Source organism: Enterococcus sp. ZJ1622 (assembly GCF_011038845.1).
GTDB lineage: Bacteria > Bacillota > Bacilli > Lactobacillales > Enterococcaceae > Enterococcus_B.
In genome coordinates, this window is sequence record NZ_JAAKDW010000005.1 from 30815 (window position 1) to 56439 (window position 25625).

Genomic DNA, 25625 nt, shown 5'->3' on the forward strand with positions numbered 1-25625 from the left:
ATAAAGTCTAAAAAGCCGCGTGATCTTTGAATCACGCGGCTTTTTGGTTCTATCACTAATGGGGCTGGAGAAACCAATTGTGGTTCTCCAGCCCCATTTTTATTTTACAAAACTGCAGCGAAGCTCAAGGATCTTTTGAACGAAATCACTTACGCTTCTTACCACCTAACGCATCTTTCACTTTATCGAAGAATCCGTCTTCTTGCTGTTCTTCGACTTTGATGCCACCAGCTTCAGCAAAAGCACGTAATGCTTCTCTTTGCTGCTCGTTCAGGTTTTTCGGTGTGATCAGTTTTACTTTTACGTGCTGATCGCCTGTTGCGCCACCTCGTAATTTTGGCGCACCTTTCCCACGCAAGCGGAAATTCGTACCTGTTTGAGTTCCGGCAGGGATTTTCAGCTTCACATCTCCGTGGACGGTCGGTACTTGCACTTCATCGCCCAAAGCTGCTTGGACGAAACTCAATGGCAATTCATAGTAGATTTCAGAACCATCACGGTCAAAGATATCACTTTCTTCTACGCGGAATATGACATACAAGTCACCAAATGGTCCGCCGTTTTCTCCGGCTTCCCCTTGACCTGCTAAACGCATTTGCTGTCCTTCTTCTACACCAGCTGGTACATTGACTTTCACAGAATGTGCTTTCTTTTCATGACCAGAGCCGTGACAAGTTGGGCATGGTTCTTTGATTTCTTTCCCAGTTCCATGACATACATCACAAGTTTGACGACTCATGACACGGCCTAGTGGTGTTTGACGTTCAACATTGATCGTCCCTGCACCATGACACTTATGACAAGTCGTTGGCTGTGTCCCTGGTTTAGCTCCGTTACCGCCACAAGTATGACAGATTTCTTCCCGGTTATATTTGATTTCTTTTTCTACACCAAAGATCGCTTCTTCAAATGAAAGATCGACTCTATACTGCAAATCCGCCCCTTGACGAGGTGCATTAGGATCTACTGTACGGCCTCCTCCACCGAAAAACGAATCAAAGATATCTTCAAAACCACCAAAGCCGCCGCCTCCTGAGAAGCCGCCAAAGCCACCAAAACCGCCACCAGCTCCGCCAGCACCGTAATTCGGATCTGTTCCAGCATGACCGTATTGATCATAGGCAGCTCGTTTTTGCGGATCACTTAAGATTTCATAGGCTTCCGATACTTCTTTGAATTTTTCTTCCGCATCGGGCTCTTTATTGATATCTGGATGGTATTTTTTTGAAAGCTTACGATAGGCTTTCTTGATTTCGTCTTCAGAAGCTCCTTTTGAGAGCCCTAAGACTTCATAATAATCACGTTTTGTTGCCATAGGCTTTCCTCCTATTGGTTCTCATCATTTTCACGTCGTTTGTTATCATATCACATTTTATAGGAAACAAAAACCGATACTTCAAACTATTTTCAAAAGAAAAAGCCAAAGTAGCAACTTTGGCCTTTCTCGAAATTCAGTGAACTGATTATTTATCGTCGCCATCGACTTCTTCAAAATCAGCATCAACGACATCATCCGCTCCGCCTTGTGCTGCTTCAGGGTTTTCTTGTGCTTGTTGCTGTGCAGCTTGTTCATACAATTTCACTGTCAGGTTTTGTACGATTTCATTCAATGCATCGCGTTTTGTTTTCATTTCTTCGATGTTGTTTGCTTCAACAGCAGCTTTCAATTCATCACGAGCTGTTTCAGCTTTCTTCACTTCTTCTTCATCGACTTTGCCTTCTAATTCTTTCAATGTTTTATCCACTGAGAACAACAGAGCGTCTACATCGTTGCGAAGATCCACTTCTTCTTTACGTGCTTTATCTGCTTCTGCATTTGCTTCTGCATCTTTGACCATACGTTCGATTTCGTCATCTGTCAGGCCTGAAGAAGATTTGATTGTGATTTTTTGTTCTTTTTGCGTACCTAGATCTTTTGCAGAAACATTCACGATCCCGTTCTTATCGATATCGAACGTTACTTCGATTTGAGGGATACCACGTGGCGCTGCAGGAATATCTGTCAATTGGAATCTTCCTAGCGTTTTGTTATCTGCAGCCATTGGGCGTTCCCCTTGCAATACATGGATATCTACTGCTGGTTGGTTATCTGCCGCAGTTGAGAATACTTGTGATTTGCTTGTTGGGATCGTTGTATTACGGTCGATCAGTTTTGTAAATACGCCACCCATTGTTTCGATACCTAATGATAATGGTGTTACGTCAAGTAAAACGACATCTTTCACATCACCCGTGATTACGCCACCTTGGATAGCAGCACCCATTGCAACTACTTCATCAGGGTTTACTGATTTATTTGGTTCTTTTCCTGTTTCTTTGCGTACTGCTTCCACTACAGCAGGGATACGTGTCGAACCACCGACTAAAATGACTTCATCGATTTCTGATTGAGATAAACCAGCATCTTTCAATGCTTGACGTACTGGAACTTTTGTACGTTCGACTAAGTCAGCTGTCAATTCGTCAAATTTTGCACGTGTCAATGTCATTTCCAAATGCAATGGTCCTGATTCGCCGGCTGTGATGAATGGCAAGCTGATTTGTGTGCTTGATACACCGGATAGGTCTTTTTTCGCTTTTTCAGCAGCGTCTTTCAAACGTTGCAAGGCCATTTTATCTTGAGAAAGATCGATGCCGTTTTCTTTCTTGAATTCTGCTACCATATGGTCGATGATCTTGTTATCGAAGTCATCCCCGCCCAAGTGGTTATCTCCAGCTGTTGACAATACGTCGAACACGCCATCACCAAGTTCAAGGATCGATACGTCAAATGTACCACCACCAAGGTCGAATACTAAGATTTTTTCATCACGATCTGTTTTGTCCAAACCATAAGCTAGTGCTGCAGCTGTTGGTTCGTTCACGATACGTTCTACTTCCAGACCAGCGATTTTACCAGCGTCTTTTGTTGCTTGGCGTTGTGCATCGTTAAAGTAAGCTGGGACAGTGATAACTGCTTTTTCTACTTTTTCGCCTAAGTAATCTTCAGCGAACCCTTTGATGTATTGAAGGATCATAGCAGAGATCTCTTGTGGTGTATATGATTTTCCTTCAACATCCACTTTGTAGCCTGCTTCACCGATATGGCGTTTGATAGATGAGATCGTATTTGGGTTTGTCACTGCTTGACGTTTTGCAACTTCCCCGACTTGGATTTCTCCGTTTTTGAATGATACAACAGAAGGTGTCGTACGGTTTCCTTCTGGATTTGCGATGATTTTTGCTTCGTTTCCTTCTAAAACTGCTACAGCAGAGTTAGTTGTTCCTAAGTCAATCCCGATAATTTTACTCATAATTAACGTCTCCTTTTTCTGTAAAAAGTTTGGTTATGTTTCAATTGACACAGCTTACTGTGCCACAATGACCATTGTCGGTCTTAATACGCGATCATGTAATTTATAACCTTCTTGCAAAACTTCAACGATCGTATCAGCTGGTGCTTCTTCAGATGCTGGGATCGTTTGAACGGCTTGATGAAGATTAGGATCAAACAGTTCTCCTTTTGCAGGGATTTTTTCGATCCCTTCTTCTTTCAATGCATGACGTAAACTTTCTAAGACCATTTCAACGCCTTTTTTCAAGCTTGCGCCTTGCTCATCAGAAACTTCTGTCGCTAATGCACGTTCTAAATTGTCGATAGCCGGAAGCAATTTCTTTGCTAGATCTTGTGAACGGTATTTCTGGAGCTGCTCCCGTTCATTTTTTCCGCGATTAGCCATGTTGGCGATTTCTGCACGAGCGCGTAGAAATTTGTCTTCCATTTCTTCTAATTCAGCTTTCAGCTTCGCAGATTCGAATTCTTCCGCTTCTGCTTCTGAAACACCTGAATCATCTGCTGCTTCTACATCGATTTCTGCTTCTGGCTGAGCGTCTGTCATCTCTTTATCTAGTTCTTCCTGATTTTCTTTCATGATACAGTCTTCCTTTCATTATTCAGTCAGCTGTTTGATTGCTCTTGCTCAATGAGAGAACGATCAGCTGCGATAGCTTTATTGTATGCGTCATGATTCTGACAAATCAAGCAAACGGTAGTAATCAGCAAGCTTAGCTGCTAATTCTCTTCGATAGACATCGACTAATCCGAACATCCTGGAATACGGCATGCTTGTTGGCCCCAACAAAGCTATTGTACCTCTTCCATGCCCATCGATCTCGTAACTTGCTTGGATCATACTCATGTTCTGCAATAAATCATTACCTAATTCAGCACCGATCTTGATGTGGATATTGCTATCCACTGGAGCGATCATTTGAGTGAGTCCATTTGAATCTTTCATAAAAGAAAACATAGACTTGAACTGATCAAGGTCTTGACGGGGCTCATAATCCAAAAGATTCATCTGACCACTGACATAAACCTTTTCCTCAAACACATGACCCAAGACGGCGTCGAAAAGATCAGACATCCCTTCTGTGGTCTGGAAATATTTATGCAGGATCATCGGAATCTCCGTACGCAGTTTGTGATATACCGTCATCAGAGGATCTCCGACTAAACGGTCATTCACAATCTGTACCATTTTTTCGATTTCCTGACTCCCCATATTTTCTGGGAGAGTGAATACTTGGCTTTCCACGTTTCCCATATCAGTCACAACAATCGCGATGATTTGACGATTATTCAATGGAACGACTCGAAAACCAGTCAAACGGCGGTCTTTTACTTCTGGTCCCAATGAAAACGTCGTGTAACTTGTCAGCTCAGATAAGATCTCAGCAGATTGTTTGATAATCTCATTGATCTCATGGAACTCTTTGCCTAAAGACTGACGGATCAATAGCAGATCATCTTCTGTCACACGAGCTGGTCTCAACAAATGGTCCACATAATAACGATAGCCGGAAGCAGATGGAATCCGTCCCGAAGAAGAATGTGTCTTAAGCAAGAGACCCTCATCTTCTAGAGCTTTCATATCATTGCGGATCGTCGCTGAGCTAGCCTCGACTCCCTCAGACATCAATGTTTTGGAACCAACGGGCACGCCACTACTCGTATAGTTTTGGATGATCAGACGCAAAATGTCGTTTTGTCGCTTTGTTAACATCTTCCTCACCTCTCATTAGCACTCATATATTCTAAGTGCTAATCCACTTATAAATATAGCAAGAAGCCCTTTTCCTGTCAAGAGAAAGAGCTCATTTTTTAGCACTCTAATGAAGAGAGTGCTAATTTTTTCAGTTGTGTTAAAAAGGCGCCAATACAGGGTTTATGTTGTGTTTGTTATCTCTTTGCTTTGATTCGTTATTTAAAATTACACAAAATTTAATTTTTCATTTCTCTATTTTTCTCCAAGTAAAAAGCGTTCAAAAACATTGTTTCCTAAAAAAGTGCCTTTTTGCGTTAGATATATCCGATCTGTCTCGTTTATCAGTAATCCTTCTTGTTCCAATTCATCTAGTACCGGCTGATAAAGTGATTCGATAGTCTGGTTGTATCTTTCATAAAAATGCTGTTTCGCAATACCTGATTTTTTGCGCAGCCCAAGAAACATCTCTTCTTCGATTTGATTGCTTCGAGAAAGTTTTTCTTGTTCCAAAACAGGAAGATCTCCTTCACGTAACGGACGCAAATAATGCTGGATAGGCCCCTTGTTACGATAACGCGTATTTCCGAGGTAGCCGCTTGCGCCTGCGCCAAATCCAAAATAATGATCATTGTTCCAATACATTAAATTATGCTGCGATTCGTGACCTGTCAAACCGAAATTACTGATTTCATACTGGTGGCGCCCATGTTTTTCCATTGCTTCAATCGTTTCTTCAAACATTCTGGTCTCCGTTTCCTGATCAGGAAGTTCCAGGTGTCCTTGTCGTACCCAGTTCATGAACATGGTTTTGTTCTCTAAGATCAAGGAATACAGAGAATAATGCGGTAAATCAAGAGCTAAGGCTTTTTCCAACGTATCACGATAACCTTCTAGCGTCTGCCCTGGCAGTGCATAGATCAAATCGATACTGACATTTGAAAAATTCTCAGCTGACAAAAAATCCATCGTTTGATAGACGTCTTCTGCCGTATGCTTGCGACCGATTTTTTTCAGCAACCGATTGTCAAAGGTTTGGACTCCCATGGATAGACGATTGACTCCGTAATTTTTCATCACTTGCAGTTTTTCACGAGTCAAGTCTCCAGGGTTCGCTTCTACCGTAAATTCTTTTCCCTCCTGAAAAGGTAAGATTTCTCTAGCTCCAGATAACAATCGATCCAATTGTTTTGCCGACAATGAAGTGGGCGTTCCGCCACCTACATATAATGTTTCCAACTGAGCCACTTGGTGCTTTTGTACCATGATCTCCATTTCTTTCAGCAGCATCTCGACATATTCATCTACTGGCTGACCCTCTAAAAATACTTTATTGAAGTCACAGTAATAGCAGATATGCTCGCAAAATGGGATATGGATGTACGCAGAAACCTTGTTTTCTGCGGGATTTATTGTTTCTATCATTGAAATTCTTTCTCCTTACGTCGAAAAGTCGTACCTGTTTTCGACCTTCTTTAAACGGTGTTCACAAAGCTGACCTTCGGCATTAAGTCAAAATCTGCAAAAATATGAAAAGCTATTTTCACAGATTCCTCCTTAAGTGCTCAGGTCACAACGCTTTGCTTACAACCTCTCATATACGCATACTAACCGTATTTGTCGAACAAATCCACTAAAAAATCCAAGAATCGACTTCTTGGACTACTTTTTCCTTCACTGAACTGGTTACCTGGTTGTAAATATCTTCCTTTTACTATTCCGACAAATCATTTGAAATTAATTTATCTAGATTTTATAAAGTGTTTAGAACAGGAATTTATTTTCTTCTCGTGAATGCTTTTTTAATTCAGATTTCTATGAATTATTTTCAGTTAATGCAATCAAAGATACTAAATTTCTCATTTTTAGTAATCGATTGGAGGTTTACATGGTAGAGTTTGAAAAAGGTTTTGCCATGCGCCAATCTAAGGATTTAGCAAAGGGATTAGGCATATTCTTAGGACAACGCACAAAAGAACTCAATACTTGATATTTCAGCATCGTCTCTGGAACCAATTGATTTAACGATTTTAACAGTCGATCCATATAAAAAATGCATGATAACCTCCACTTTATAAAGATACTCTTGAGGAGCCTCAAACATTTTTTGATATGAAATTTAGAAGATACTTAACTGTCAAAGAACTTCAAGCAAATGTTGGTGCCAGCATCATCATAGCGAATGATTGCGCACTTCCTATGCTCTAAGAATGTGATATAAAAAATTTATTTATCCAACCCCACTAATTTACGTTGCTTCCTATTTGCTTCATCTGCTACGTACTTCATTACTGTTTTAAATTCTTTCGCTGAGGCATTTTCTGATAAATCAGCGACACTTTTATTATACTTTTTTACGATTTGTTGTACTTGTTCTTTCTCAGTCATGTAATTCCTCCGATATTTTTTTGAATGAATGCAAGGATATTTTTTAAAAACACACTAAAATGAAACTTATGGCAAGAAACACAAAACCCCAAAAAACAAATAGCTTATCTTTTTTAAATATGTTTCTGCCTTTATATAATCCGTCCTTGACATTTTTTTCCTACATTCAAATGAACAATTGTTTTTACTTTCAAGAGAAAACGTGTGCCATTGATAAAACAGCACATACTCAATACTCCTAGTAGTACTCTACCTACAAAATTCAATTCTTCTCCTATTACCACTTATAGCTCCTCTAACATTGGAATTCTTTCTCCTAAACAACTTCTCAACATTTTCCCCATAAAAAATCTAGTTAAATCTCTCACTTCAAGAGTTTTAACTAGATTCCAATTATTATTTTTTTGTAAAAATAAATAGTCTCTTAATCATAGACATTTCTTCGGTGTCCCACTTGAATAGCGATAACAACCATTTGATTATCTTCTATCTCTACCAACACACGATATTTGCCAATTCGATAACGCCATTGTCCTGAACGATTAGCGGTCAATCCTTTGCCGAATTTTCTCGGATCGTCAATACCATCAATATGTTGATACAGCCATCGAACAATCAGCGTCGCTTGATGCTTGTCCATTTTACGAAGTTGTTTCTGAATTTCAGGCGTGAATTCTAAACGGTAGGTCATTCCAGCCCTCCAAATTCATGAAGGATTTCTTCCATGGATACTGTTGTTTTTCCACTTTCTACCCAATGTTTATGGGCAATTTCAGCCGTTTGACGATCGTATTCATCTTCTAGTTGTTCCATCGAATAGGTTTTTAGAAGCTCAGATAAAGTAATCCCATAAAATTCCGCCATATAAGAAAGCCATTCTTTTTCGGCATCACTCACACGAACCGTAATCATAGCCATATTATCGCCCCCTTTTGTATCACATTGTAATACAAAAGGGACAAGATGTCAATTTTGTATGATGTACTGAGCTTATTTTGAGATCTTTCCATTTTTTAACCAATAAAAAATGGAGGAAAATACTAAAACAGCTCCTACGAATACACCTGTCCATGATCCCATACTCCTCGTTTTCGGCAAGGTCGGTTGTTTTTTGGGCGTCTTTTCTTTTGGTTGTTCGGGCGTGTTGAAGCTGACGGTTTGTTCTTTGCTGGTAAAATCATCTTCTCGAGTGGCTTCATTGAGTTGGGCTTCTTCGCAATAGAGAACGTGTACAGCGGTCTATCGGTCTTCGTATTTTTGTGCTCGACCCGACCTCATAAAAATCCATTATACGGACTCTATTTTATCGATGACTATCCACATTCTGAATTCTTTCTAAGCTTTGATTGGGCTTTGTTCCACTCGCAGATTGGCTTCTTTCTTTTCCTATAACTATAGCATCCGATAGCCGCATCTTTTCAGTTTCATTCTTTATATCTGGCAGTTTCCCCTCTACTTTCCTTTCTGTTTTTGTTATATCCTGTTCTTGTGTTCTTCGTACACGTGGTCGTTCATCAATGGCCCTTCCTTGAGAAAGGTCTCTGATGATCGTCATTACCAGTTCCGCATCTTCTATCAGAAGATTCGCCCGCAGCATGTGGTCAGAGGATAATGCATCCTTCACTGCTTTATTTGATAATTGCGGTAGATTCTGTTGTTGTGCTAGTCGATTTACGAAATCTTTGAAACTTAAAGAACCAGCTATTTTATGAAATTCTGTATGGCGGTCGTTTAATAGATCCTTTCCGCTCAAGGCATAGCCACTTGGAGGTTTACTGTAAAACAACAGATCCACTGTACCTGAGCTAAGATGTGTCGTTTCATGGATGATCGCTTCAGCTACAGGTGTTTTTAATTCCTCTCCTGGTCGTACATGGGGATCGAAATGAAATGTGTCTGCCAAAAACACGATTCTACATTGTGGATCTACTGTCTTTACGAATGCATTCGGCATATCCGAGTTTATCAACTGTGTCACATACGATTTTGATTCCTGATCCCAAATCAACTCCTTAGATGCGATCCAAACATTTTCAAAACCAATCTCTACAGTTTGCTGGAGAAGCTGTTCTCCATTTTCTGCTATTGAATGGAGTCTTGTATTTATCTCTTTTAATATCTGCTCTTGATTAGGGGCTTTTTCCAATTCGAACATTTGGATCAGGTATCGACCTTCGTTGGTGCGGGAAATCGCTTCTTTTGTTGATAAGTTCTGGCATTGGTTTTTCATACGCGAGAACATGTCTCTCGCATTTTCAAATCCCTGTGCGAGTTCTACTTGGAATGGTTTGATATAATCTGGTGTATTTCTCGTATCGAGACCAGCAAATACTCGAAAGTCACGTCTAGGATGCATGCACAGATATTCTTTGATCCATCCTCTAATCTCATCTCTCAATAGACTCTCGTCATCTAACACTTCGACTGGTTTAATAGGGATAAAGGCCGATAAATCTTCAGGTTTTACTGAAACATCTTCTGTTCTTGTGAAGGTATTCGATGAAGTTTTTTGAACTTTTCTGATCCTATTCCACTTTTCAGATCTGTCTGTAGATTGAGGAAGCGGATCATGGATTCGTTTTCTAGCGCTCGGTTGCATAACTGTTTGTCTATTCTCACCTGCAGTCAGTTTTCCCTGAATATTGTCATTTGTTTTATAATTGGATGGACTATTCATTTCTCTACCGTTTTCTCTTGGCATTTCTTTTACTCCTTTATTTATGGTTGGTCACATTCATCGATGAGTAAAACTCCTGTAGATGTTTTTCATCCATTACTTCGTTTTCACCTTATGTTAGTAATTATTTAAACATATTTCGAGAATGGATATTCCTTTTAACCGAACTTTTTTTCTTATCCAGAGAAAAAAATGGTGCTGGATTGTCTTAGTTGTTATTTTTGAATATCGTCCTATTTTCTCATAAAAAAATCTAGTCAAATCGCTCAATTTAGAGATTTAACTAGATTTCAGTTATTTTTGTTTCTTAAGAAATAGCATGGTTAAAAAAGAAATTACCTGTTCATTCTATAAATACATCCATAAAAAAAGGCGAGATTTTTGAGTTTATTTGATTTTATGTTGATACTAGAAACACCGGCACAGCCAATAATCGAAGGATCTTCTCCAGATCCGCCGTTTTCACGACCATCGTCTGATCTGGTCGTCCCGGTGCAAAGACTAGTTTTTCTTCTTCAAGTAATGCTCTGTCGATGAGGATCGGGATCGTTACTTCATAACCGAATGGAGAAACTGCGCCTTTTTTCTGTCCGGTTTCTTCTTCCATCTCCTTTGAGGGGACGACGGAAAGACGCTTGCCTGTCAATTGATTCAAGATTTTGAAATCCGTTTGTTTCGTGGTGAACGTAAGATATACGTAATGATCCCCTTTCTTGTCTTTTAAATATAGGCTCTTTGTCTCTGTACCGGAAAATCCTTGTTCCTTCTTGACTACTAAAGCGTCTTCATTTGTATAGATTGAATGGTGGTGATACAGTTCAAAATACAATCCCGCTTGAGTAAATTTTTCTTCTAAATCGAGCATGATCGATCCCTCTTTTCCACTCAGCTGTTTTTTCGTAGTTTACCACTTATATGTTGTATTTACAACGTTTCGCCATATCCAGTTTTTTATTTGCTATGTTTGGTAATGCAAAGGTAAAGGTATGATTCCGGATTCTCATCAGATACTTCTACCAGATAACGAGAAACAGATCAATAGGATGATTCAAAACCAAACAGCTTTAGGCTTTTCTTCCTGCTTCCACTAGGTACAGGATTATTAGGTGACGTACTCAAGAAGGCTGAGCAGTCAAGAGCTACTTGATTGCTTCTTCTTGCATTTTTTTGTACGGTCCAGCACATCGGCTGACAGCTTTCACTTGAACGTTCAGCAATAACTCTTGAATGAGTAAATCAGCTGATTTCTGACGCTTTAAGCTACTTGCACCAACTTCTCTTGTAAAAGTCTTGTTTCCAAGGTTCTCGTCAGAGACGGTTATTTTGAGGTTTCCAAGGTTTGAGCCAGTTTCTCACACTGCTTCTCCTTACTTGGATTCTTTTGTCCTTTCGAGACAACGTCTATTTTCCCGCCCAAGAGTTTTGTACCCTATCCCTGCGTAGTTTCCACCCAGCACTTCGCTTTTAACGGCTTTTACCGTTAGTTGTCTTCACATTGCTGCAAAGTATACCGGCAAACATCGGAATTATCACTCCGGCTGTCTGCATAAAGACTGATTGCCATGCTGACCCAGCACGCTGTTCAAACGCTCTTCACTGGGGTTAAAGCTGTTCAGTTTTCAATCATCCATATTCGCTGTTTTCTCGATTTATTTATTCATTCTTTTTTTCTTCCTTTTTGTATAATCAGATAACATTTTCATCAATGCGATATTCGTTCTTATTGGTGCTTTACGTTCCAGCTCCTCTAGATCATGGAATGTCCTCTCTTGCTCCTTTCTTTCACTGAATGACCAATTATAAGGATACATATCGAAGAAAGAGACCATCGATAGATCCAATTTTTCACAGATTTGTATCAGTTCTCTAATGGTGAGTTCGCTGCTCTTTCCGGCCACGAATTTTTCCAAACGAAGAAACAGCGGTCTCTCCTCTTGAAATAGCTGATCGAGGTCGATATTTTTTTCTCGTGCCACATAAATCAATTGCGTTCTAATTAGTTCCATATCTTCCGGGATCGGAAAAACGGTCTTCGGTGTCACAATCATTTCCTCCTGTCTTTTCTCTTCATTTCTTATTGTATTAGTTATCATTCTGTAGATAAAGCGTTTTCTAAAAATTGTTTCATTTTATATATCCCTTGAAACTGTTGGAAAAAATATGATTCCGCTATTATTTGTCGTTATTTTCTAAAAACAAAAAACCGGAATCCGTTATGAAAAAATTGGTTGTCAAAGAATGATCGAATGTCTATGTAACTCACTGAGAAATTCATCGACAAAGCGGTCTTTTTCGTCATTTGTGAATTCTTCTTCGGAAGCAAAAGTTTCTTTTGTCTTTTCTTTTATTTCCGTTCGTGAACGATCCTTTTTCAACAAATCAAAAATATAAAAAGATACCTCGTTGTCTAATAGATATACTTCATTGTCCATGGACAAATAGATAGTCTTTCCAAGTTTTTCATAGACTAGTGCGCGATTCAATTTCATCGATTGTTCCTCCTGTCTCCTGATAAGTACAAGCACGATACATCTGATATTTGATCGTTTCTTTCAATAATTCGCATTCTTCTTTTTCTACTCCTTGTCGGTCATTTGTTTTATAGTAATGATGTGCTCTGCAGCCGCCTCCGCATAGATATCGGAAAGAACAGTTTCGACAAGCTTTTAGATTTTCCACATTTTGAGAGTCGATTAGCTGAATGCTTGCTTCATTAAAAATGTCCGCTACTCTTTTTCTTCTGATATTTCCTAATCTATACTCATCCGTTTCTAGTAATTTACATGCATAAATTTCTCCGATTGGGTTAATTGCAAATTCTCCAATACCTAATCCGCAAGAGTCTTTGATGGTGAATGGCTGCATCAATGGAGAACGTTCTGTATTTTTTTCTTTCCATTCGATCATCTTCCGTTCTTCAGCAGTCAAAGAGATTTCAGCCGTATTTGCTCGCCCTAATTCACTGAAACCGCCGATCTTATAAGAAATGCCATTTTCTTTGAAGAACTCGATCGTTTCGTCCACGAATGGAAGATTTTGATTCGTGACGATGGCATTTGCCGAAATATTTTTGTACCCTAACTTCAATAAATGTCTGATTCCGCGCATGGCAATGGCATAACAGCCTCTTCCTCGGTTTTCATCATTGGCTTTTGGATCAATCGAATCAAGACTGACAGTGATTGCCGCGCATCTTTTAGCCAAAAATGCTGCATTTTTTTTAGTGCCAAGTATCGTCCCATTGGTGATTAGTCCTACTGTTAACCCGATGCGGTTCGCGTAATCGATATATTTCAGGGAATCATGGTTCAGTCCGATCTCTCCGCCCGTAAAGATCACTTTTCCAACACCGGCGTCCTTCAATTGATTCAACACATCGATCCATTCAAGAAATGTCAAGCTGTCAGGATATTCTTTCGTTAGGTCTGCTTCTGCATAACAATAGACACATTTCAGATTGCATTGATGTGTCAGGACTAAATAGGCAGTTTTCGGGGTCGTTCTTTCCGGCTTCTCAATCTCCAGAGGCTCCTTCAGCAATAACTGGAATATATTTAACTTGTTCTGCGTACTTCTAGAAAGTTCCGTGTATCTATGTTGTTGAATCAATTGCAGTTCTTCTTCATCAATCAAGATCCATGTACTTCTTAAAACATTATGCAATAGGAATCGCCCAGCGTAGCTGTATGCATATAGATTCTCTTCGATCTTCATTCCGTGATTCTCCTTTCATAAAGAGATTGAGGTCAGGATAAACAGGCTTCCCGACCTCGATCCCACAATTTTGAATAAACCGTGGCCCGCCATTACAAGATAGCGTTTCCAGATGAGGGGGAGTCATCTTTGGAATACAGGTTTTGTGGTGAATGTTGTTTCATTGCATACACTGCATTTATTCAGCTGTATAAGCAGTGGGAACTTCTCAAGTAGAATAACTATTAAAACTAGGATCTGAAACTAGATTCTACGATTCGTTTTCTAGGAACCTTGACCGGAAAGCAATCCGCAGGAACAAGGTGCGGCTACGCTACCTGATACTTTTTTTAGTTCTGGTTTCTTGAACATAGGCGTTCTCCTTTCTTTATAATTAGGAAAAATGAGAATTTTTAAGTTTCCTCCTTTTCCTAGTTATAGTATAATGTTCTTTGTAAAGCCTTGTCAATAGATTCTGGGAGGAAAAAATATGAAGAAATTCTTAGAAACGAATCAACGCTATCTATTCATCTCTGTTATTTTAGTGATTGTGACCGTCCTTACGACATTTGTTGCGCCATTTATTCTTCAAACCACGAATGAACAAAAAACTTCTCTCTTTTCGCTTATTTTCTTGATCGTCTGCGCGATGTCTCTGTCCTACGTTTTTCAGATAGCATTGATTATTTATCGAGAAAATTTTGCTGAGAAATTCAATCAGCGGACGTTTACCGATTTACTAAAAAAAATCTATCATTTGAATTTCGAAAAATACATTTCGCTTGAATCGGGGAATTTAGTGACTCGTTTATTCCAGTTCGTCGATACGAATTACCTATTCATGACTACTAGTCTGTTTTTGATCTTAAAATCTTCTATCACGATCATGGTTATTCTTCTAGTTTTTCTTAATTTAAGTATCCCTGTTTTTTTAATCACTTTCATTCTTCTGCCTTTAAATCTGATTTCCTATCGATGGATCAATACTTCTCTAAATGAACGAATCGAAAGGATGCAACTAAAAACCACTGACACGACTAAAGACCTAATTTCTCTTTTAAACAGCGCTGAACAGTTCAAAATGATCAAAAATTTCCAAGTCGTAGAAACGCTAGTACTTCCTTCTGTTTCAAGCATGTATAAAAATTTGGCTTCAACCAATAAATTTGCGCAAGTCACGAGTTATACGATCACATTTGTCAATCAGCTAGCACAAAATGTCATATTCATCCTCATTAGCTATCTCGTCAACCAAGAGATCCTTCAGTTGAACAATATGATGGTTGTCAGCATCCTGCTGCCCTTGTTTTTCACTTCTTTATCCGATCTGACAAAAATCAATGTCGATTATCGAACACTAGCGGCTAATCAAAGATTCGTGGATCAAAATCTCCAAGCAAGTCAAGAAGATCAAACTGGGACAGCAATCGGTCACATAACAAAGATTGGATTGGATCAACCAGATATCATCGTCGGTCAAGGCAGCAAACATCTTCACCTGAAAGTGGAAGACACCTTTGTCGCTGGTGATATCGTTTATATCGAGGGCCCCTCCGGATCTGGAAAATCAACATTAATCAAAGCGATACTAGGCTTCTATCCGACAAATGGGATTTTGATCAATGATTTACCCGCACATACGCTCAATTATCAGAAAATTAGAAAAAACATAACATATCTTTCTCAAACTAGTATGTTTTTTTCAGACACACTTGAGTATAATATTACTTTAGGAGGACCTTTATCTTTTTCCGAAAAAGAAAAGTTCGAAAATTCTGTTCTTTTAGCGCCGATTTTTAAAAACAAGTCTTGGGATTCTGTCATAGTCGACAATGGAGCCAATCTGTCTGGCGGAGAAAAACAGCGTCTGTTGATTGCCAGGATGCTTTTACAAGAAAGTGATGTTTGGATTTTGGATGAAAGCACGAGCAGCATCGATAAAGATTCTTCAGATGCGATTTTCGAAACACTGCTCCAGCTAGGGAAAGATAAAATCATCCTTTTTACTTCTCATGACAAATCAAATGCTGAGTACGCCAATAAAATGATTCATATAGGAGGATAAGCGATGAGAGATTATTATTCAGTCAATGAACTAGCAAAACAATTAGGTGTCACAACACGCTCGATTAGAAATTATCTTCATGAAGGAAAGCTTAAAGGAACGAAGGTCGGCGGGCAATGGAAATTTTCTGAACAAGATCTTTACGAATTTTTGTATGGCAGTCAGGAAAAACCGATGTCGCGCAGTGAAAATCTATTTATGCTCAAAGCCCCTATCGTCATGAAATTCAATCTCTATTGTGAAAAAAATGAAGTACTGAATCAGTTCAGAGATGACGTCATCAATTATCATTTAGATGTGTATGCTAATCAAAGAGATCGACTATTGCAATATAACTTGCTTAGAGAAGAGCATGCTGAACTTTTGATTGGCGGAAATTTTCGTTACATCACGAATTTTAGTGCTTGGATTAATGAACAGCTGATGAAACAAACTGATATCTCGCTTTCCGATAAGTAAGACAAGTAAAAAAAAACGGAGAAATGCCAAGAATTTCTGGCACTTCTTCGTTTTTTTATTTATACCGATCATTTGATGAAAACAGTCACCATACTCCCGACTACGATCAGGATGAGACCGATGATCGTCAATTTGAGTTCTCTCGATGTCTTGCTCTCGTGGAGGATGAACATTCCACCTAATGTCGAAATCACGACATTCAACTGTGTAATGATGTACGCAGTAGCGACCCCGTTTTCATTTGCCGAAAAGATATAGGCAAGAGCAGAAACACTGAAGATCCCACCCACGATCGTTGCTTTCCAACTGTTGTCTTCAGAAAAAGCAGTTGGCTGTCGAAAAATGACATAGATGACTGCTCCTAGGAATACGCCAAGCATCTGCGGAAAGAAAATAGATAGTCCGCTTGCATCTACTAATTTAGGAAGGGCACTATATACCCAATAACCGATACTCGTCGAAGCCAGTAAGCTGACTCCTTTAGCGATGCCGCCTTTTTTGCTAGGATCATCACTGATAGCTGTAAGCGTCGATCCGATGACCAACAGGATAATGGCAAACGCTCCGATCAGCTTTCCTGTACTTCCAGACCATTCACCGAAAGCAAAAACGCCAATCAGCGACGTGCCGACTAATTGGAGCGCGGTTGAAATCGGCATGGTTTTCGAAACTCCTAAAAGATTGAAGGTCGTATATTGACCGGTCTGCCCAATGACCCAAAACAGACCTGAAAGCATACTAATCAAAAAAGTCGAGATCGCAATGCCTTTTGGTGCCACGGAAAACTGAACGATAAGACCAACGATCACTGCGCCGATCCCAGTCCCCAGTATTTCGTTTGTCGGTCTGCCACCTATTTTTTTCAAGATCAACGGTTGAATCCCCCAGCCAATTGCCGGGATCAATGCGATGATTAGATTCATTTATTTTTACACATCCCTTTTCTCAACCTTTTCCGCCTTGGAAAGAAGGATACAAAGTCATCCCTCCATCCGCAAACAGCGTGATCCCTGTCACGTAGCTTGATTCATCAGATGCAAGCCAAGCTGCGGCGGCCGCGATTTCATTCGGCTCCCCTACGCGTCCCATTGGAATCATTTCTTCTAATGTCGCTTTTTGTTCTGGATCATCAAATTTTTCTGCATTTATCGGTGTTCGGATGGCACCGGGACCAATGCTGTTGATCCGAATATTTTGAGGCGCATATTCCATAGCGACTGTTTCAGTAAACAACTTCACGCCACCCTTTGAGGCAGAGTAATGGGCAAAAGTTGGCCATGGGATTTGCTCGTGGACAGAAGACATATTGATGATGTTGCCTTTTTTGTCGTTCTTAGTAAAATAATTCAGTGCAGCTTTCGTACCTAAAAAGACTCCAGTCAAATTGACTTTTATGACTCTTTCCCAGTCTTCCAGACTCAGTTCATGCGTCGGATGCTGATTTTCCATCCCTGCATTGTTCACCCAGACATCTAATGTACCGAATTTTTCTACTGCTGTATCAAGTAGACGCTGGATGCCTTCTTCTGTGCTGACATCCGCTTGGACAGCTTCTGCTTCTCCACCGGCTTCTTTGATGATTTGTACTGCTTTTTCCGCTCCTTGCTTGTCGGAATTGTAATTCACAACGACTTTCATCTTTTCGGCACCAAAACGCTGTGCGATCGCTGTCCCGATTCCTTTTGATCCACCTGTGACCACAGCTACTTTATTCTCTAGTTCTTTATATAGCATTGTTTTATCCGCTCCTTTTTACTCAGATAGCTTGAACACTAACTGATATCCCATAATAGTGATACTTTTACTCTAATGAAAGTGTACACCAACAAGTATGGTCTAAAGCAAACAATACGCTTCACAAAAAGAAACAAAAATACAGGCAGCCACGCCAAAAGACATAGCTGCCTGCTTCATCATTTTCTAATCAGCTTGGTCAAAATAAGCCGCTGTCGCTTCTTCATCTGCTCTAAGCTGTTCGATCAGCTCTTCTGCACTTGAGTACTTTACCTGATCTCTCAAAAAATGGTTCCAGCGAATAGACACATGCTCACCGTAGATGTCCTGATCGAAATTCAGGATATATAACTCGACAGTCAACTCACGGCCTTCGCCAAATGTATCATTGTGACCGATAGAACCCATTGCGGGAAACCAAGTCTCGCCGATCTTGATTTCAGAAGCATATACGCCTTCTTTCGGAAGATGGGCAGTAGTTTTTACTTTGACATTTGCTGTTGGATAACCTAATAAACGACCGCGTGCATCCCCATGTACGACGACTCCTTCTACTTCATACGTATAGCCAAGTAGTTGATTGACTTCAGCGACATGGCCAGCATCTAGCAAGTGACGGATCCGAGTCGAACTGATCTTTTCGCCCTGCTCTTCTTCTTTTGGTACTGTGACGACCTCAAAACGCCCTTTCGCATATGTTGGAAAATGAGGAACGTCCGCGATGTCTTTCGGTCCATACGTATAATCAAAACCGGAAACAGCATATTTTGCATGGAGTCCTACGATATACTGATCGACAAATTCCTGCGGAGCCAAATGCGCAAATGAAGAAGTGAAGTCTATTTCATAGAGATAATCTACGCCTAGCTTTGCCATTTTTTCTTCTTTTTGTTCTAGTGTGGTCAGATACTTTACACTGCTGGGATCGATTTTTTTGAACACGATCGATGGATGCTGATTGAAGGTCATCAACGCCAATTTCAATCCTTCTCTTTCAGCGATTCCTTTTCCAGTCTGGATCACTTTTTGATGCCCTAAGTGTACACCGTCAAAGAATCCCAGAACGAGAACTACCTCGTCATCTGGTATCTGATTTTTCTGGTAAGGATGTCTGATTTTAATGATTTCCATGTATTAACCCTCATTTCTCAACACTTTGCTTGGTTTTAAGCTGTTTTTTTCTTTTGGATTCGGTTGGTAGATACTGACGACTTTCCCTTGATAAAACAAAGCGATTTCTTCTGTTGGCATTTCTGACAAACCAAAAACAGGATAGGCCAAACGCATACCGTTTTTCACTTTCTTCCAAGTCGTTTCATCGATATCGACACGTTTGAATCGTTCCACCCCTTTTTCTATTGGGAGCAGATATTCATCGATCGTTCCATTTTCCATAAATTCAGCGACTTGCTGCAAGGTGATTGCTTGTTCTTGTTTCATGCCGGCACTGGCGGTTCGAGTCAGATCAGACATGTGTGCAGGATAGCCTAGCTTTTCTCCCGTGTCGACAGCTAAAGTTCGGACATAGGTTCCTTTTCCGCATTCCACTTCAAAGCGCCATGACATGCTCCCTTTTTCTTTGTTCCATACAGGTTCACTAGTACGTTCAAACCGATAGATCACTGCTTTTCGTACTGGTCGTTCCACGGTTTCATTGTTCCGCGCATATTCATACAACCGTTTGCCGTTTACTTTCACTGCAGAATACATTGGTGGGATCTGAGTGATTTCGCCAATGAAAGAAGCCATCACTTGGTCGATTGTTTCGGTTGTCACAGGTTGTTCGACGAATTTTTCTCTGACGATTTCGCCAGATTTGTCTTCTGTCGTTGTGCTGAATCCGAGTGTGATCTCTCCTTGATACGTTTTTCCGGAATCAGTCAGATACTCGATCACTTTTGTCGCTTTTCCGATGCAGATCGGCAATACGCCATCCACGTCAGGATCGAGAGTACCGCCATGACCGATTTTTTTCGTATGTAATATTTTTCTTAATTTGAACACACAGTCATGACTTGTCATCCCGCGTTCTTTCCATAAAGGTAATAGCCCTTCCATCTTTTCTCTCCATTTCTTTTGGTATCAACTGAATTATTATAACATACTGCAATGGATATCTGACGTCTTTGATCTCATTCACGACGGTTTTTATTTTTTAGCAACGAAAACGTAACAAAATTCACGCTCACGTAAATATAAATCATGTTATCCTTTAGTTAAAGGAGGGAATCACATGGAAAATCTTTTCTTTGCACCCTTTGACTGGTTGTACGGGTTGCTTTCGCGCAAATGACCGTATTCTTCCCCAAGGCTCGTTGAAGACAAATTTTTTCTCCTAACCAGACAGAAAAAGACTTGTCTTTGACATCTAAAAACTGTGACAGGAAGCTGGCTCTTATCTCAGAGCAGGTTTTCCTGTCACAGTTTTTTGCATATAAAAAAGAGATGCGACAGTGATCTGTCACATCTCCTAAAAGCGGGCAAAAACTGCCCCGAATTTTTTTATTCTTTATTCAGATCTCGAAGCAATTGATCGATATGATTGCCATATCCTACTGATTCGTCTAGTTCAAAGGTCAACTCTGGTGTCTTGTAGATACTTAGATTATGCCCTAATTCGCGACGGATCAATCCACTTGCTTTGTTCAATCCTTCTTGTGCTTTTTTCTTATCAGATGCCAGATCAGACAAAATACTATAATAAATCGTTGCCTGCTGCAAGTCACCTGTTACATGCACATCTGTGATTGTTACGTTTTCGACACGTGGATCTCGAACTTTTTTACGCAAGATATCATTTACTTCTTTTAAGATCTCTTGACCGACACGACGGTCACGATAGTTTGCCATATCAAGCAGCCTCCTCGTTTATTAGTCGTTTTTGACTTCTTCCATGATGAATCCTTCAATCACATCATCTACTTTGATGTCGTTGAATTTGTCGATCATTGCACCACATTCGTAGCCCATTTTTACTTCTTTGACATCGTCTTTGAAGCGTTTCAAGCTTGCAAGCTGTCCTTCATAAATAACGATACCATCGCGAATGACGCGAACACCGCTATCTCTGCGGATAAATCCTTCTGTGACGTATGCACCTGCGATCGTTCCGACTTTCGAAACTTTGAACGTTTCACGGACGATCATTTGTCCAGTGATCTTTTCTTCGAATTCAGGATCTAACATCCCTTTCATCGCTGTTTCGATTTCTTCGATTGCTTTATAGATGATACGGTGCAAACGGATATCTACTTCTTCTGTATCTGCCTGGATCTTCGCTTGCGGTGTAGGACGTACGTTGAAGCCGATGATGATCGCATTACTTGCAGCTGCTAAGGTAACGTCACTTTCGTTAATTGCACCAACAGCAGAATGGACGATTTTCACGCGTACGCCTTCTACATCGATTTTTTTCAATGAAGCAGCAAGAGCTTCTGCTGAACCTTGTACATCTGCTTTGATGATGACATTGACTTCTTTCAATTCGCCTTCTTTCAGGCTTTCGAACAAGTTGTCCAATGTCACGCGGCTGTTAGCTGCACGGTGTTCCATCAATGCACGTTTTGCACGTTCTTCTCCGGCAGAGCGAGCTGTTTTTTCGTCTTCAAAGACAACGAAACGATCCCCAGCTTGAGGTACATCATTCAATCCTGTGATTTCGACTGGTGTTGCAGGTCCAGCTGTTTTTTCGCGTCTGCCCAAGTCATTGACCATGACACGTACCCGTCCGTAAGTATTGCCGACAACGATTGGATCACCGACATTCAGTGTTCCTTGTTGCACAAGCAATGTAGTGACAGGACCTTTTCCTTTATCCAAACGTGCTTCGATTACTGTACCGATCGCACGTTGTGTTGGATCAGCTTTCAGATCTTCCACTTCTGCTACCAAGAGGATCATTTCTAGCAATTCATCGATATTTTGTCCGAATTTAGCAGAGATCTCTACAAAGATTGTTTCTCCACCCCATGCTTCTGGGATCAATTCGTATTCACTCAATTCCTGCATCACATGTTGAGGGTTGGCACCTGGTTTGTCGATTTTGTTGACTGCAACGATGATCGGCACACCAGCAGCTTTCGCATGGTTGATCGCTTCAACTGTCTGTGGCATCACGCCATCATCCGCAGCTACTACTAGAATCGTAATATCCGTGATACTTGCTCCACGTGCACGCATACTTGTAAAGGCCGCATGTCCTGGTGTATCCAAGAAAGTGATTGGCTTGCCATCGATATCGATTTGATACGCACCGATATGCTGAGTGATTCCGCCTGCTTCACCACTTGTTACACGAGAATGGCGCAAAGTATCCAATAAAGTCGTTTTCCCGTGATCGACATGTCCCATGATCGTAACGACTGGTGGACGTGAAACGAGATTTTCCGGATTCAATTCTTCTGCTTCGAAGAATTTATCGATATCTGCAATGTCGACTTGCACTTTTTCTTGTGGTTCCATTCCGTAATCTGTTGCCAGAAGTTCGATCGTATCTTTGTCTAGTGCCTGGTTCTGGTTGACCATTACGCCAAGCGTGAATAATTTTTTGATGATCTCTGCTGGTTCGCGATGGATTTTCTTCGCGATATCAGCAACGTTCATGCCTTCTGTATACTCTAATACATCAGGCAGTTCACGGAATTTACGTGGTGGCACAGCTGGTTTGTTCGACTGCTGCTGTTTGCCTTTTTTGCCTTTTTTGTTGTAACGATTGCGGTTATTGTTATTGAATTTCCCGCGGTTATTGTTACTGCGGTTTTGGTTTCCGCCTTGATTCGTTCCTGGACGGTTTTGACTTGTACCGCCTCCATTATTGCTTCGGTTTTGGTTTGTTGATTGGTTTTTTCCTTGATTCACTTGACCGCTCCCTTGACCGCGATCTTGATAGTTGCGGTTATTTTTAGTTTTAGTTTGGTTATTGGTTGTTGTTGCTTGTTTTTGTTGATCGTTTGGCTGTTGATTGGCTGGTTTCCGGCTTGCTTGTTGTGTTGCTTGTTTTTTTGTGCCTGGGTTTTTGAAAGCCTGCTGCAATTTTTTCTCATCGGCGCTAGTAAGTGCTCCCATGTGGTTTTTCACATCTATGCCGAGCTGTTGTGCTTTGTCCACAATTTCTTTACTAGGTTTATTGAGTTCTTTTGCTAATTCGTAGATTCTTTTGTTGCCCATGCAATCACCTTCCTAACCTTCAATTAGCTCCTTGGTCTTCTTCGCAAATCCGTTATCTGTAATACCGAATACTTTACGAGGTTTTCCGATCATCTGCGTGATTTCTGCTTCAGAAAATAGCTCAAAGCAAGGAACTTCATAATATGAACTCTTATCTTTAATCTTTTTTCTCGTGTTCTCACTCGCATCTGTCGCAACAAAAACCAGTTTTGCTTTTTGTTTGCGTATCTCTGCAATGGTCAGCTCTTCTCCGGTAATCAATTTACCTGCTCGCATCGCCAGACCTATGAGATTCATGGCTTTTTGCCGATTGACTGTACTCATTTGCCGAATAACTCTTTTCTCGCTTTTTGATGTGCCACGTAATCGAGTAATTCTTGGTAAAATTCGTCTGTCAATTTTGTTTCAAGTGCTCGATCGAGGATTCTTTTATCCCAAGCTTGCTGTACTTCTTCCGGCTCAAGTGAGACATACGCTCCTCGTCCAGGCATCTTTCCGGTTGGATCGATGGATACTTCCCCTTCTTTTGAACGGGTGATCCGGATCATCTCTTTTTTAGGTTTCATCTCACCAGAAACCACGGATTTGCGTAAAGGGATCTTCCTTTGTTTCATCTCTTTGCCTCCTTACCTAAAGTTAAGCTTCTTGATCTGTTTCCTCAATTTTTTCACCATCGAAAGCAATGGTTTCATATTCATCATCTGTCAGATCTGATTGAACGATCGCTTCGTCATGTGCTTCTTCAGCTTCTGCTTCTGCTTCTGTAACACGTTGTTCTAGTTTCTCATAGTATTCAGCCATATCTGATTCTGACTTGATGTCGATTTTGTGATTCGTCAATTTTGCTGCTAAACGCGCATTTTGCCCGCGTTTTCCGATTGCCAGAGATAATTGATAATCAGGCACGACGACTGTGCAGGCTTTTGGATTCGATTCGTCAAAGATGACATCCATCACTTGCGCTGGATTCAATGCATTCGCGATGAATACGGCTGGATCTTCGTTCCATTCGACGATATCCATGTTTTCACCTTTCAGCTCGTTCACGATTGCTTGGACACGTTGACCTTTAGGACCCACACATGTACCGACTGCATCGATGTTCGGATCATTTGAGCGCACTGCTACTTTCGAACGATCGCCTGCTTCACGTGCGACACTGACGATTTCGACAATCCCATCATAAACTTCCGGCACTTCTTGTTCAAACAATCGGCGCAAAAGATCCGGATGGCTGCGGCTAACAAATACTTGCGGGCCTTTTGATGTGTTCTCTACTCGAGAGACATACACCTTGATTCGGTCATGCGGTTGATAAAATTCATTTGGCATCTGGTCTTGTTTTGAAAGAACTGCTTCTATTTTGCCAAGGTTGACATAAATATAACGACGGTCCTGACGTTCAACGATTCCTTGCATGATATCTTTTTCATAAGCACTGAATTCGTTGTAAATGATCGTTCTTTCTGCTTCTCTGACACGTTGTAGGATCACTTGTTTCGCTGTTTGAGCGGCAATACGCCCAAAATCTTTTGGTGTGACTTCGAAACGGATCGTATCTCCGATTTCATAAGCAGGATTGATCAATAGCGCATCTTTCAATGATACTTCCAATTGAGAATCCATCACTTCTTCGGTCACTTCTTTTACCGCATAGACGTGGATTTTCCCTTTTTTCTGATCAAACTCTACTTCTACGTTTTGTGCTTGTCCATAGTGGCGTTTGTAGGCAGAAACTAAAGCAGCTTCTAAAGCGTCGATCACGATTTCTTTGGAGATCCCTTTTTCGGCCTCCAAAGCATCTAACGCGTTCAACATTTCTTTACTCATTTTCCTGATTCCTCTCCGTAATTAAAATTGAATAGCTAAGCGAGCTTTTGCAATATTCTTACGGTCAAAAGTCAATTCTTTTTCCCGTGTCTTTATGCGTATCTTCAATGTAAGCTGGTCCGCATCAAAAGATTGAAGAAATCCTTCGTATTGTTTTTCGCCATCAACTGGCTGATACAACGAAACATGGATATAATCGCCAAGTGCTTTTTCATAATCAGCTTCTTTTTTCAATGGACGTTCTGCTCCTGGAGATGATACCTCTAGGAAATAAGCTTGAGGAATCGGATCTGGATCTGCTGCATCAAGCTTTTCACTTAATTTTTCGCTCACAAAGGCACATTCCTCAATGTCGATCCCGCCTTCTTTGTCGATAAATACTCGCAAAAACCAGCTTTTGCCTTCTTTGACAAACTCTACTTCTACAAGTTCAAAATTGTGCTCATCTAAAATCGGAGTCACCATTTCTGTGACTGTTTCAACGACGCTACTCAAAAATTTCGCCTCCTTAAAATTGAATCCGTAATTCCATTAAAAAGAGTGAGCGAAAAATCCGCTCACTCACAGTTAGTATCATTACCTATAAAAA

Annotated in this window: 25 protein-coding genes; 2 read left to right on the plus strand and 23 right to left on the minus strand. The window is 40.5% G+C overall.

The genetic code is table 11. The features are described 5' to 3' along the window. Positions 1-145 precede the first annotated feature (145 nt). The 13 genes from dnaJ to G7Y42_RS05860 all read right to left on the minus strand — a co-directional run bounded on the left by dnaJ (position 146) and on the right by G7Y42_RS05860 (position 13803). A complete protein-coding gene (gene dnaJ / locus G7Y42_RS05800) occupies positions 146-1315 on the minus strand; it encodes a molecular chaperone DnaJ (protein WP_165004875.1) in 1170 nt (389 codons plus the stop codon). 148 nt (positions 1316-1463) lie between these two features. Continuing rightward, positions 1464-3293 carry a molecular chaperone DnaK gene (dnaK, locus tag G7Y42_RS05805; protein ID WP_165004873.1) on the minus strand — a complete coding sequence of 610 codons (1830 nt, stop codon included), beginning with the start codon at positions 3291-3293 and terminating at the stop codon, positions 1464-1466. A 54-nt stretch (positions 3294-3347) separates the two neighbouring features. Further along, positions 3348-3911, minus strand: coding sequence for a nucleotide exchange factor GrpE (gene grpE, locus G7Y42_RS05810; protein ID WP_165004871.1), 564 nt, complete (start codon positions 3909-3911; stop codon positions 3348-3350). A 90-nt stretch (positions 3912-4001) separates the two neighbouring features. Then, positions 4002-5045, minus strand: a complete 1044-nt coding sequence (gene hrcA, locus G7Y42_RS05815) for a heat-inducible transcriptional repressor HrcA (RefSeq protein WP_165004869.1) — start codon at positions 5043-5045, stop codon at positions 4002-4004. A gap of 234 nt (positions 5046-5279) precedes the next feature. Continuing rightward, positions 5280-6449, minus strand: a complete 1170-nt coding sequence (gene hemW, locus G7Y42_RS05820) for a radical SAM family heme chaperone HemW (RefSeq protein ID WP_165004867.1) — start codon at positions 6447-6449, stop codon at positions 5280-5282. Between the two features lie 801 nt (positions 6450-7250). Further along, complete coding sequence (locus tag G7Y42_RS05825) at positions 7251-7412, minus strand: hypothetical protein (RefSeq protein ID WP_165004865.1); 162 nt, start codon at positions 7410-7412, stop codon at positions 7251-7253. 424 nt (positions 7413-7836) lie between these two features. Then, positions 7837-8103 (minus strand): type II toxin-antitoxin system RelE/ParE family toxin, encoded by a 267-nt coding sequence (locus tag G7Y42_RS05830; protein ID WP_086285943.1) that lies wholly within the window; start codon positions 8101-8103, stop codon positions 7837-7839. Continuing rightward, the gene (locus G7Y42_RS05835; RefSeq protein ID WP_002329324.1) at positions 8100-8330 is read right to left on the minus strand and encodes a DUF6290 family protein; all 231 of its coding nucleotides are present in this window, start codon (positions 8328-8330) and stop codon (positions 8100-8102) included. The genes G7Y42_RS05830 and G7Y42_RS05835 overlap by 4 nt, the downstream gene beginning before the upstream one ends. A gap of 385 nt (positions 8331-8715) precedes the next feature. Continuing rightward, positions 8716-10113 carry a hypothetical protein gene (locus tag G7Y42_RS05840; RefSeq protein ID WP_165004863.1) on the minus strand — a complete coding sequence of 466 codons (1398 nt, stop codon included), beginning with the start codon at positions 10111-10113 and terminating at the stop codon, positions 8716-8718. 373 nt (positions 10114-10486) lie between these two features. Beyond that, complete coding sequence (locus tag G7Y42_RS05845) at positions 10487-10954, minus strand: YbaK/EbsC family protein (RefSeq protein WP_165004861.1); 468 nt, start codon at positions 10952-10954, stop codon at positions 10487-10489. Positions 10955-11738: 784 nt separating this feature from the next. After that, complete coding sequence (locus G7Y42_RS05850) at positions 11739-12131, minus strand: hypothetical protein (protein WP_165004860.1); 393 nt, start codon at positions 12129-12131, stop codon at positions 11739-11741. Positions 12132-12320: 189 nt separating this feature from the next. Next, positions 12321-12578, minus strand: coding sequence for a PqqD family protein (locus G7Y42_RS05855; protein WP_165004858.1), 258 nt, complete (start codon positions 12576-12578; stop codon positions 12321-12323). Further along, positions 12550-13803: a radical SAM protein gene (locus tag G7Y42_RS05860; protein WP_165004856.1), complete on the minus strand. Its 1254-nt coding sequence runs from the start codon at positions 13801-13803 to the stop codon at positions 12550-12552. The genes G7Y42_RS05855 and G7Y42_RS05860 overlap by 29 nt, the downstream gene beginning before the upstream one ends. 469 nt (positions 13804-14272) lie before the next feature. Between G7Y42_RS05860 and G7Y42_RS05865 the strand changes: the two genes are divergently transcribed. Continuing rightward, a complete protein-coding gene (locus tag G7Y42_RS05865; protein ID WP_165004854.1) occupies positions 14273-15847 on the plus strand; it encodes an ABC transporter ATP-binding protein in 1575 nt (524 codons plus the stop codon). A gap of 3 nt (positions 15848-15850) precedes the next feature. Beyond that, complete coding sequence (locus tag G7Y42_RS05870) at positions 15851-16306, plus strand: helix-turn-helix domain-containing protein (RefSeq protein WP_165004852.1); 456 nt, start codon at positions 15851-15853, stop codon at positions 16304-16306. Positions 16307-16374: 68 nt separating this feature from the next. On the opposite strand, the gene G7Y42_RS05875 is transcribed toward G7Y42_RS05870, so the two are convergent. From G7Y42_RS05875 to rimP, 10 genes are all read right to left on the minus strand, one after another. Further along, positions 16375-17229, minus strand: a complete 855-nt coding sequence (locus G7Y42_RS05875; protein WP_165004850.1) for a GRP family sugar transporter — start codon at positions 17227-17229, stop codon at positions 16375-16377. 22 nt (positions 17230-17251) lie between these two features. After that, positions 17252-18040 carry a glucose-1-dehydrogenase gene (locus G7Y42_RS05880; protein ID WP_165004847.1) on the minus strand — a complete coding sequence of 263 codons (789 nt, stop codon included), beginning with the start codon at positions 18038-18040 and terminating at the stop codon, positions 17252-17254. A 186-nt stretch (positions 18041-18226) separates the two neighbouring features. After that, the gene (ribF, locus tag G7Y42_RS05885; protein ID WP_165037846.1) at positions 18227-19171 is read right to left on the minus strand and encodes a riboflavin biosynthesis protein RibF; all 945 of its coding nucleotides are present in this window, start codon (positions 19169-19171) and stop codon (positions 18227-18229) included. A 3-nt stretch (positions 19172-19174) separates the two neighbouring features. Next, complete coding sequence (gene truB, locus G7Y42_RS05890) at positions 19175-20098, minus strand: tRNA pseudouridine(55) synthase TruB (protein WP_165004843.1); 924 nt, start codon at positions 20096-20098, stop codon at positions 19175-19177. 444 nt (positions 20099-20542) lie between these two features. Further along, on the minus strand, positions 20543-20890 hold the full coding sequence (rbfA, locus tag G7Y42_RS05895) for a 30S ribosome-binding factor RbfA (RefSeq protein WP_165004841.1): 348 nt from the start codon (positions 20888-20890) through the stop codon (positions 20543-20545). A 21-nt stretch (positions 20891-20911) separates the two neighbouring features. Beyond that, positions 20912-23206 carry a translation initiation factor IF-2 gene (gene infB / locus G7Y42_RS05900; RefSeq protein WP_165004839.1) on the minus strand — a complete coding sequence of 765 codons (2295 nt, stop codon included), beginning with the start codon at positions 23204-23206 and terminating at the stop codon, positions 20912-20914. Between the two features lie 12 nt (positions 23207-23218). Then, a complete protein-coding gene (locus G7Y42_RS05905) occupies positions 23219-23530 on the minus strand; it encodes a YlxQ-related RNA-binding protein (protein WP_165004837.1) in 312 nt (103 codons plus the stop codon). Continuing rightward, positions 23527-23820, minus strand: a complete 294-nt coding sequence (locus G7Y42_RS05910) for a YlxR family protein (RefSeq protein WP_165004835.1) — start codon at positions 23818-23820, stop codon at positions 23527-23529. Before G7Y42_RS05910 ends, G7Y42_RS05905 begins: the two co-directional genes overlap by 4 nt. 22 nt (positions 23821-23842) lie before the next feature. Then, entirely contained in the window at positions 23843-25036 is a 1194-nt protein-coding gene (gene nusA, locus G7Y42_RS05915) for a transcription termination factor NusA (RefSeq protein ID WP_165004833.1), read from the minus strand. 21 nt (positions 25037-25057) lie between these two features. Next, positions 25058-25531 carry a ribosome maturation factor RimP gene (rimP, locus tag G7Y42_RS05920; protein WP_165004831.1) on the minus strand — a complete coding sequence of 158 codons (474 nt, stop codon included), beginning with the start codon at positions 25529-25531 and terminating at the stop codon, positions 25058-25060. Between the last annotated feature and the right edge of the window lie 94 nt (positions 25532-25625).